The 8,911-nt window shown below is 70.9% G+C and carries 10 protein-coding genes; 2 read left to right on the top strand and 8 right to left on the bottom strand.

Going from position 1 to position 8,911, the window contains the following annotated elements; translation table 11 throughout:
- Positions 1-7: 7 nt before the first annotated feature.
- The 7 genes from AC07NX_RS22575 to AC07NX_RS22545 all read right to left on the bottom strand — a co-directional run bounded on the left by AC07NX_RS22575 (position 8) and on the right by AC07NX_RS22545 (position 5,770).
- Positions 8-1,438: a Do family serine endopeptidase gene (locus AC07NX_RS22575; protein ID WP_494644891.1), complete on the bottom strand. Its 1,431-nt coding sequence runs from the start codon at positions 1,436-1,438 to the stop codon at positions 8-10.
- Positions 1,439-1,548: 110 nt separating this feature from the next.
- The gene (locus AC07NX_RS22570) at positions 1,549-2,796 is read right to left on the bottom strand and encodes a TCR/Tet family MFS transporter (RefSeq protein WP_494644865.1); all 1,248 of its coding nucleotides are present in this window, start codon (positions 2,794-2,796) and stop codon (positions 1,549-1,551) included.
- Complete coding sequence (locus tag AC07NX_RS22565; protein WP_494644863.1) at positions 2,793-3,299, bottom strand: SRPBCC domain-containing protein; 507 nt, start codon at positions 3,297-3,299, stop codon at positions 2,793-2,795. Before AC07NX_RS22565 ends, AC07NX_RS22570 begins: the two co-directional genes overlap by 4 nt.
- Positions 3,296-3,625 carry a metalloregulator ArsR/SmtB family transcription factor gene (locus AC07NX_RS22560; protein WP_145684439.1) on the bottom strand — a complete coding sequence of 110 codons (330 nt, stop codon included), beginning with the start codon at positions 3,623-3,625 and terminating at the stop codon, positions 3,296-3,298. The genes AC07NX_RS22565 and AC07NX_RS22560 overlap by 4 nt, the downstream gene beginning before the upstream one ends.
- The gene (locus AC07NX_RS22555) at positions 3,622-3,981 is read right to left on the bottom strand and encodes an MmcQ/YjbR family DNA-binding protein (protein WP_494644861.1); all 360 of its coding nucleotides are present in this window, start codon (positions 3,979-3,981) and stop codon (positions 3,622-3,624) included. Before AC07NX_RS22555 ends, AC07NX_RS22560 begins: the two co-directional genes overlap by 4 nt.
- 8 nt (positions 3,982-3,989) lie before the next feature.
- Positions 3,990-4,442, bottom strand: coding sequence for a VOC family protein (locus tag AC07NX_RS22550; RefSeq protein WP_494644859.1), 453 nt, complete (start codon positions 4,440-4,442; stop codon positions 3,990-3,992).
- 98 nt (positions 4,443-4,540) lie between these two features.
- Complete coding sequence (locus AC07NX_RS22545) at positions 4,541-5,770, bottom strand: alkaline phosphatase family protein (protein WP_494644857.1); 1,230 nt, start codon at positions 5,768-5,770, stop codon at positions 4,541-4,543.
- Between the two features lie 180 nt (positions 5,771-5,950).
- Here AC07NX_RS22545 and AC07NX_RS22540 point away from each other — a divergent pair, with 180 nt between their 5' ends.
- A complete protein-coding gene (locus tag AC07NX_RS22540; RefSeq protein WP_494644855.1) occupies positions 5,951-6,871 on the top strand; it encodes an ABC transporter ATP-binding protein in 921 nt (306 codons plus the stop codon).
- The gene (locus tag AC07NX_RS22535) at positions 6,861-7,676 is read left to right on the top strand and encodes a DUF2705 family protein (protein ID WP_494644853.1); all 816 of its coding nucleotides are present in this window, start codon (positions 6,861-6,863) and stop codon (positions 7,674-7,676) included. The genes AC07NX_RS22540 and AC07NX_RS22535 overlap by 11 nt, the downstream gene beginning before the upstream one ends.
- Positions 7,677-7,686: 10 nt before the next feature.
- On the opposite strand, the gene AC07NX_RS22530 is transcribed toward AC07NX_RS22535, so the two are convergent.
- On the bottom strand, positions 7,687-8,874 hold the full coding sequence (locus AC07NX_RS22530) for a methyl-accepting chemotaxis protein (RefSeq protein ID WP_494644889.1): 1,188 nt from the start codon (positions 8,872-8,874) through the stop codon (positions 7,687-7,689).
- Positions 8,875-8,911: the final 37 nt, after the last annotated feature.

Here is an 8,911-nt window from a genome sequence, read left to right as displayed (position 1 = left end):
CCTGCCCCTAAGCCCGCAGCCGCGCCGTGATCCGCTGGCCGTTGCGCTCGATCGTCACCGTCCAGACCGCGCTCGGCGTGTTCGACGCCGCCGCCAGATCGGCGGTGGTGTTGATGGCCCGGCCATTGACCTCGCGGACGAAGTCGCCCGGACGCAGGCCCGCGTTCAGGGCGAAGCCCTGGCCGATCTTGGTGACCAGCACGCCGCGGCCGGCGAACGGGTCGACGTTCAGGTCCTGGGCCACGGCCGGCGACAGGTTGACCACGGTGGCGCCGTCGAACGGGTTGCGCCCCTTGAGCACCCGCTCGTCGCGGGCCGGGCTTTCCGGGGCGGCCTCGGCGCGCAGGGTCAGGGTCTGTTCCTTGCCGTTTCGGTTGATCAGGACCTGCACCCGGTCGCCGACCTTGTGGGTGCCGATGGCGAAGGCGCCGCCGCCCTCGTCGTTCACCGCCTGGCCGTCGATGGACAGGATCACGTCGCCGTCGCGGATGCCGGCGCGCTCGGCCGAGCCGCCGGGATAGACGTCGGAGATCACCACGCCGCGCGGCGCGGCCAGGCCCAGGCTGCGGGCGATGTCGCCGGTGACCGGCTGGCCCTTCACGCCCAGCCAGGGCCGCACCACGCTGTGGCCGCCGCCCAGGGCGGTGTTGACCACCTGGCGCACCACGGCGGCCGGGATGGCGAAGCCGACACCGCTGGACGAGCCCGAGCGCGAGATGATGAAGGTGTTCACCCCGATCAGGTCGCCGTCCATGTCGACCAGCGGCCCGCCGGAATTGCCCGGATTGATCGCCGCGTCGGTCTGGATGTAGCTGCCGAACTCGGCGGCGCCCACGTCGGTGCGGGCCAGGGCCGAGACGATGCCGTTGGTCACGGTCTGGCCGACCCCGAACGGATTGCCCATGGCCAGGACCAGGTCGCCGACCTCCAGCTGCTCCTGGTCATCGATGGCGATTACCGGCAGGCGCTCGCCCTTGGTGTCGATCTTTAGCACCGCCAGGTCGGAGCGCGGATCGTCCAGCAGCACCGTGGCCGGGAACTCGCGACGGTCCGCCAGTTGCACGGTGATGTCGCTCATGTTCTCGATATTGTGGTGGTTGGTGATGATCACCCCGTCGGCGCGGACGATGGCGCCTGAGCCGAGCGAGCCCTGCACCTGTTCGCGCGGAGCCCCGCCCCCGCCGCCCATGAAGAAGTCCCAGAACGGGTCGACGCGCTGGCGCACCACCCGGCGGCTGGCGACGTTGACGATGGCCGGGGCGGTCTTCTTGACCACCGGCGAGAACGAGGCCTTCAGCGACCCTGGATCGGTAGGCGCGCGGCGGGTCGGCTGGGCCAGGTCCGGGATCGATTGGGCCTTGGAAGGCCCCTGCGGCGAACAGGCGGCCAGCAGGGCCAGGGCGGGAAGCACGACGCGATAGGATCGCATGGTTGTCAGGAAACTCCGTGAATTTCGACGCGCGAGATCAGCCGAGCTTTCGGGCGCATTGATGGCGGCCAAGGTTCGGGATTTCGGCGTGAAGCCCGGCCGCCGCTGTTCAAAGACCGTCAGGCGACGCTCGGTTCCACCGCGACCGGACGCGCCACGCGGATCGCCAATACGGTGGCGACCGCCAGCAGGGCCGCGGCGATCAGGGCCGGCAGGCCGGGCAGGTGCACGGTGGCGTCGTGACGGACCGCCCAGGAGAACGGCAGCAGGTAGAGCGACGGCCCGACAATGGCGGTGACGCCCATCATGGCCGAGTTCGCCCCCTGCAGCTGGCCCTGCTCCCAGGGCTGGACCCGGCGGGTCATCAGGCCTTGCAGACCGGGCTGGATCAGCCCCGTAAAGGCGAAGATCGGCAAGCCGCACAGATACAGCCACCCCGTCGGCGCCAGGCCGTAGATCATGAAGCCGACGCAGCCCGAGAACAGGCCGATCAGCAGCGCCCCGCGCTCGCCCACCCGCTTGACCACCGGTCCGACCACGAAGCTCTGCAGCAGGATGCCGGCCACGCCGCTGCCCATCAGGGTCAGGCCGATCACCGCGGTCGACCAGTGGTAGCGGAAACCCATGTACAGCACGAAGACGCTGGGCAGCACGTTGTGCGACAGCTGGAACAGGAAGCCCACCCCCGCCAGGCCCAGCAGGTCGGGCTTGCTCCTGAGCAGGTTCAGCGAGCCCAACGGATTGGCCTTGCTCCAGTCGAAGCGGTGCACGCGCTTCTCGGGCGGCAGCGATTCCGGCAGCACGAAGAAGCCGTACAGCCAGTTGCACAGGGCCAGACCCGCGCAGACCAGGAACGGCAGGCGATGGTCGAACTGCCAGAGCCAGCCGCCCAGGGCCGGGCCGAAGGTGAAGCCCACTCCAAACGCCGCTCCCATCAGGCCGAAACCCTTGGCCCGGTCCTCGGGCTTGGTGACGTCGGCGACATAGGCCCCGGCGGTCGAGAAGCTGGCCGCCGTCATGCCGTTGAACACCCGGCCGACGAACAGCCACCAAAGGGTCGGAGCGAAGGCCATGAACAGGAAGTCGACGCCCAGGCCGAAGATCGAGGTCAGGATCACCGGCCGGCGGCCCCAACGGTCGGACATCAGGCCCAGGATCGGTGAACAGAAGAACTGCATCACGCCCCAGGTGGTGGCGAACAGCACCACCCACAGGGCGGTCGAGGCGGTGTCGCCGCCGTTGAAGCGCTTCATCAGCTCGGGCAGCACGGGGATCATCACTCCCAGCGACAGCACGTCCAGGCAGGCGGTGACGAAGATGAAGCCGAGCGCGGCCTGTCGGTGGTTTCGGCTGATGGCTCTGGTCATGAGTCGCCCTCCCTGGCGGGTTGTTCTACGTCCATAGCCGCCCGGCTGGCGAGACTTGTCAGCAGCGCGCGCCACCACTCGGCATGGCGCTGGAGGAAGACCGCGTCCGGGAAGCGGTGCCGGGCCACGTGTTCGACCGGAACCGTGTCCCAGCCGCGATGCTCGACCGTGACCCGGGTCTCGCCGGCCACTGGCTCGAAGCGAACCTCGACCTCGGTGTCCATGCCGGGCGCGAAGCTGGCCTGGCGCCAGCCGAACACCAGCCGCTCCCCAGGGTCCCAGACGCGGACGGGGCCGATCTCGAACACCTTGCCCGACGGCAGGCGCTCGACCAGGCGCATCCTCTGCCCCGCGTCCTCGAAAGCCAGCACGCCGGGCGAGCGCGGCGTGAACGAAAACAGGGCGTTGGGCCGCCACCACGCGCCGATGTCGGCGGTGAACACCTGGAAGACCCGCATCGGCGAGGCCTTGACGCGCAGGGCCACCAGCACCTTGGCGCTCATGCGCCGTCCCCTTCGACATGCGCCTTCAGCGCCAGAAGCTGGTCGCTCCACAGGCCCTCGGCCGCCTCGGCCCAGGCCTTGAGCTCGGCCATCGGCGCGGCGCGCAGGGCGTAGACCCGCACCCGGGCGTCGAACGGCGGATGGGTCTCCTCCACCAGGCCGGCCAGGCGCAGGGCGCGCAGGTGGCGGCTCATGGCCGGGGCCGACAGGCCGGCGGCCTGGGCCAGCTCGCCCGCCCGACGCGGTCCCTGGCGCAGCAAGTCGACGGTCGCCCGCCGGTGCGGATCGGCCAGGGCCGCCAGGGTGGCGTCGAGCGAGGCGCTCACGCCGACCCGGCCGGGGCTCGGCCGGCCTCCAGCAAGGCGATCTGCCGCTTGTTGGCCTTCAGCCGCCAGGCCGCCTCCAGCGCCCCGCGCAGGGTCGGCTCGTCGGCCTCGGCCAGCACGACCAGGGTCGCGCCCTTCAGGCCCCAGGCGCCGGGCACGGGCCGGAACATCTGAGGCTCGACGCCCACCACCATTTCCTGCTGGTCGCGGGTCAACGACACCATGCCGAAGGCGGCGTTGGGATAGCCCAGGGTGGCGAAGATCCGCCCCACCCGGAAGTCGACCGTGCCCATGTGCGAGCTCTCGACGGCCTCGGGCAGGGCCAGGGCCAGGCGGCGGAAATCATCGGACGTCATCGATGTGGTCACGCCCAGCCCTTGACCACCTTCAGGCCGGACGTCGCCTCGGCCTCCTCGACGCCGACGGCGCGGACCGGCGCGCCCACCGTCCAGAAATGGCCCTCCGGGTCGCGGCAGCGATAGGTGCGGTCGCCGTAGAACTGGTCGGCCGGCTCCATCAGGATCTCGGCCCCGGCCGCCCGTGCCCGCTGGCAATGGGCGTCGACGTCGCCCTCGAGATGGATGTGGACGCTCTGGGTGTTGAACCCGTCGACCGAGGCGGGACTCTTGTGCTGGGCGCTCCACTCGCCGCCGATCATCACCACGCTGTCGCCGAAGCTCATCTCCGCATGGGCCACCTTCCCCTCGGCGTCCTCGATCAGCATCGCCAGCTCGAAGCCGAACGCCGCCTCCAGGAAGGTCAGCGCGGCCTTGGGGTCGCGATAACAGAGGGCCGAGGTCAGGGCCGTGCGGTTCATGGCCAAACTCCGTTTCCAGTATCCGTAATATTTAACGCATATCGAAACTATATAGGCAAGCGGCGCTGTTGCAGAACCGCCGCCGCTCACCAAGACCTTTACCGCAACGCCGCCTTCAGCGGCCCCAGCGAACCATCGCCCTTGTCGCCCTTCACGCCGATCAGGCGGGTCAGCAGCGGATAGACGTCGACATTGTCGAACACCGGCAGCACGACGCCCGACTTGAAGGCCGGGCCGTGGGCGACGAACACCGCCCGCATGGTGGGGTCGAACGGGTCGTAGCCGTGGGCCCCGCCGTCGCGCGGATGCTCCGCCAGCCGCTTCTTCAGGGCGCTGGCGGTGGCGAAGTACCAGCCCCGGTCGGCCAGGCAGACGATCGGCGGCACGCGCGGATTGGTCCCGTAGCCGTAGCGGGCCGGAATGCTGCTCTTCTTCCAGCAGGTCAGGTGCGGATGGGCCTTGAGCATCGCCGCCGCCACCTCCCCCTCGAACCCGGGCAAGGCGCGCACGCCGACGACCGAGCCGGTGCTGACGAACCTGACCTTGACCGGGTCGACCAGGGTCGCCACGTCGACCAGGCCGCTCAGCGGCTGGGGCGCCATGCCGTGGTCGGCGACGACGACGAGGTTGGTGGTCGCGTAGAGCCCCCTCGCCTTCAGCCCCTCGACCAGCCGGCCGATCGCCGCGTCCACCTCCGCGGCGGCGGCGTTCACCTCCGGCGAGTCCGGCCCATAGTGGTGGCCTTCGGTGTCCGTGCGGTCGAAATAGAGGGTCGCGAAGCCCAGCGGCGGGTCCCGGGCGTCGATCCACGACAACAGGGTGTCGACCCGGTCGTTGGACGACATCTTCATGTCGAACACCTTCCAGCGGCTGGGCCGCACGCCGTCGATCTCGGCCTCGGACCCCGGCCAGAACAGGATGCCGGCGTGAACGCCCTGCTGCTCGGCGCTGACCCAGATCGGCTTGGCCTGGTCCCACCAGCGCCCATCGCCGACCGCTCCGTGGTTGGACATGCTGAAGCTGGCGCCGGGGATGGCCGCGTCCTCCAGCGTGTTGTTGACCATGCCATGGTGGTCGGGCCGCTTGCCGGTCACCAGGGTGTAGTGGTTGGGATAGGTCAGGGACGGGAACGACGGCCGCATGCCTCCGCGCGCGCCGTCGGCCGCCAGGGCGCTCAGGGTCGGGGTGTTTCCCCGGTCCAGATAGTCGGGCCGGAAGCCGTCCAGCGAGATCAGGATGGTCAGGGCCGGCTTCGCGGGCGCTTTGGCCGCCTCCGCCCGCGAGGTCGCGGCGAAGGTTCCCAGCATCAGGGCCGCGGCCAGAACCATCCAACGACACACAACGACCATCACGCGCACCTCGTACTGGGACGCCCGCCCTATAGCCCAGTCCCGTGACAGCCCGCCACGCATGACCGCGACTTAACTTGGCGGGACTCGGCCGCCCGGCCATAGTCGCCGCAACTTTCAGGGAGTCGCCCGCATGACCGCCACCGGAACCTGCTCCGCATGAGCTTCGCCCTGGAGGCCGAGAGTCTCGTCAAGACCTATGGCGCGGTGCGCGCCCTGGACGGCCTGTCGCTGCGCATCCCGGCCGGCGGCGTGTTCGGCGTGCTAGGCCCCAACGGGGCCGGCAAGAGCACCCTGTTCCGCATCGCCCTGGGCCTGGTGCGGCCCACCAGCGGGACCGCGCGGCTGTTCGGCGCCCCGGCCGGCCAGGCCTCGTCCCTGCGCCGGGCCGGGGCGATGATCGAGACCCCGCGCTATCCGCCCTACCTGACCGCCCGCGACGTCTTGAGGATGCTGGCGATGGAAAGCGGCGCCACAGGCTCCGCCGACATCGACTACTGGCTCGAGCGCGTCGGCCTGGGCGGCGCGGCCGACCGCAAGGCCGGGACCTTCTCGGTGGGCATGAAGCAGCGCCTGGGCCTGGCCGCGGCCTTCTTCACCCGTCCGGAGCTGGTGATCCTGGACGAGCCGACCAGCGGCATGGACCCGGCCGGCATCCAGGAGATCCGCGCCCTGATCCGCGACCTGGCCGACAAGGAGGGCGTGACGATCATCCTGGCCAGCCACCAACTGGACGAGGTCCGCCGGGTCTGCGACCGGGTGGCGATCTTCTCCAAGGGCAAGCTGGCCGCGGAGGGCGACGTCGAGGCCCTGTCCGGGGGCAAGCCGCGCCTGCGCCTGACCGTCTCGCCGGCCGACAAGGCCTTGTCGGTGCTGGGCGACAAGGGCCAGGCCGACGGCCCGAACGCGGTGCTGGCCGACGTCCTGCGCGCCGAGACGCCCGCCCTCATCCGGGCCCTGGTCGAGGCGGGAGTCGAGATCACCGAGGCCCGCTGGCGCGAGGGCGACCTGGAAAGCGCCTATCTGGGCGCCCTCGAACCCTCGAACACCCAGACTGGGGACCTCGCCGATGCTCGCTGACGCCGTCGCCGCCGAGCGCTTCCGCCTGTCTCGCGACCGGACCGCCCTGTTCTGGGGCTTCGCCTTCGCGCCCCTGGTCGCCATGCTGTTCAGCATGGCCGGCGACCTGTTCGTACGGTTCGTGATCAACAGGCCCATGCCCGGCGAGACGACCGACCTGGCCAACCGGGCCATGGGCGCGGTGGCCGGGGCCTCGGGTCCGTTCACCGCCCTGTTCCTGCTGATCGGCGCGGCGGCCATCTTCGCCGGCGACTATCGCTGGGAGACCTGGCGCCTGGTCACCCCGCGCAACAGCCGAACCAACCTGCTGGCCGCCAAGCTGCTGGTCTTCGCCGAGGTCGCGGCCTGGAGCCTGCTGCTCACGGCCTTCACGGCCGTTCTGGCGGGATTGTTCGGCAGCCTGGTCAACCACACCCGACTGGTGACGCCGCCAGGCGGCTCGGCCTTCCTGGGCCATTTCGCCGGCGTCTTCGTGATCACCTGGCTGGAGGTGATGCTGGTCGGCGCCCTGGCCGGCCTGGTCGGCGTTCTCACCCGGTCGACGATGGGCGCGGTGATCGCCGGCCTGGTCGTGGTGTTCGTACAATCGACCCTGGCCGCGACGATGCAGGCCACGACCTGGAAGAGCCTGGCGATCCCGGCCTATGCGGGCCGCATCCTCAAGGCTTTCGTCGCCGCGCCCGACGAGATGCGGCCCGAGGCGAGCCCCGCCGGCCTGGCCCTGGTGCTGCTGCTGGCCTGGCTGGCCGTGTTGGCCGGCGCCGCGGTGACGCTGTTCCGGCGGCAGGACCTGACGAAGGAATAGGAGCCCAGCCTTAGGCCGCCGCCCAGGCGTCCTGCCCGCTCGACACCTGGAAGTGCTCGACCTGGGCCTCCAGGCGCACGGCGTCGTCGGCCAGGCCGCGGCTGGCGGCGGTGGCCTGCTCGGCCATGGCGGCGTTCTGCTGGATGACCTGGTCCATCTGGCCCACCGCCAGGTCGACCTCGGCCAGGCCCGCGGCCTGCTCGCGGCTGGACTGGGCGATCTGTTCCATCAGGCCGCCGATCCGCCCCACCCGCTCGACGATGTCGTTCAGGGCCGCGCCGGCCTCGCCGACCAGGGTCACGCCCGAGCGGACATGGTCGGACGATTCCGAGATCAGCCCCTTGATCTCCCTGGCGGCCTCGGCCGAGCGCTGGGCCAGGGCCCGCACCTCCTGGGCCACGACCGCGAAGCCCCGGCCCGCATCGCCTGCCCGGGCGGCCTCGACCCCGGCGTTGAGGGCCAGCAGATTGGTCTGGAAGGCGATCTCGTCGATCACGCCCAGGATCTGGGAGACCTTGGCCGACGAACCCTCGATCTGGCTCATGGCCTGGGCCGCGCGGCCCACCACCTGGCTGGAGCGATCGGCGACGGCGCGGCTGTCGATCACGGCGGCGTTGGCCTCGTTGGCGCCCTCGGCCGTGCGCCTGACGCTGGCGCTGACCTGGCCCAGGGCGGCGGCCGTCTCGGCGAGACTGGCGGCCTGTCGCTCGGTGCGGGTCGAGAGGTCCCCGATGGCGTGGCTGATCTCGCCGGCTCCGGCCCGCAACCCGCCCGCGCCGCCGACGACCTCGAACATGGCCGCCTCGAGCCCCGCGATCGCCCGGTTGAAGTCGCCGCGCAGGCCTTCGTAGGCCCGGGGGAAAGCCGTCTCCAGGCGTGCGGTCAGATCCCCGGCCTTCAGCCGGGCCACGGCCGCGCCCAGGGCTTCCACGACCTGCAGGCGCCCGGACTCCTCGGCTTGCCGTTCGGCGTCGTGCCGGGCCTTGGCGGCCTCGGTCTCGTCGCGTTCCACCGCGATGCGATCCTCGGCGGCCTGACGCGCCACGATCGCCTCGCGGAACACCGCCACCGAATTGGCCATCTCGCCGATCTCGTCGCCCCGCCCGGCGAAGGGCACGGCGCGGTCGTAGTCGCCGGCCGCCAGCCGGCCCATGAAGCCGGTCATGGCCTGGATCGGCCGGACGATGCGGCGGCTCATCAGGACGATCCCCCCGCCGACCACCAGCAGCACCAGC

This window comes from Caulobacter sp. GW821-FHT09A05 (genome assembly GCF_059418465.1).
This window is presented reverse-complemented; position numbering and strand designations above follow the sequence as displayed.

Bases quoted from the DNA above. Each gene is read 5' to 3' on its own strand.
- AC07NX_RS22550 (WP_494644859.1), bottom strand. From the start codon at position 4,442: ATGAACCGCACGGCCCTGACCTCGGCCCTCTGTTATCGCGACCCCAAG.
- AC07NX_RS22530 (WP_494644889.1), bottom strand. From the start codon at position 8,874: ATGAGCCGCCGCATCGTCCGGCCGATCCAGGCCATGACCGGCTTCATG.
- AC07NX_RS22540 (WP_494644855.1), top strand. From the start codon at position 5,951: ATGAGCTTCGCCCTGGAGGCCGAGAGTCTCGTCAAGACCTATGGCGCG.
- AC07NX_RS22565 (WP_494644863.1), bottom strand. From the start codon at position 3,299: ATGAGCGCCAAGGTGCTGGTGGCCCTGCGCGTCAAGGCCTCGCCGATG.
- AC07NX_RS22535 (WP_494644853.1), top strand. From the start codon at position 6,861: ATGCTCGCTGACGCCGTCGCCGCCGAGCGCTTCCGCCTGTCTCGCGAC.
- AC07NX_RS22555 (WP_494644861.1), bottom strand. From the start codon at position 3,981: ATGACGTCCGATGATTTCCGCCGCCTGGCCCTGGCCCTGCCCGAGGCC.
- AC07NX_RS22570 (WP_494644865.1), bottom strand. From the start codon at position 2,796: ATGACCAGAGCCATCAGCCGAAACCACCGACAGGCCGCGCTCGGCTTC.
- AC07NX_RS22545 (WP_494644857.1), bottom strand. From the start codon at position 5,770: ATGGTTCTGGCCGCGGCCCTGATGCTGGGAACCTTCGCCGCGACCTCG.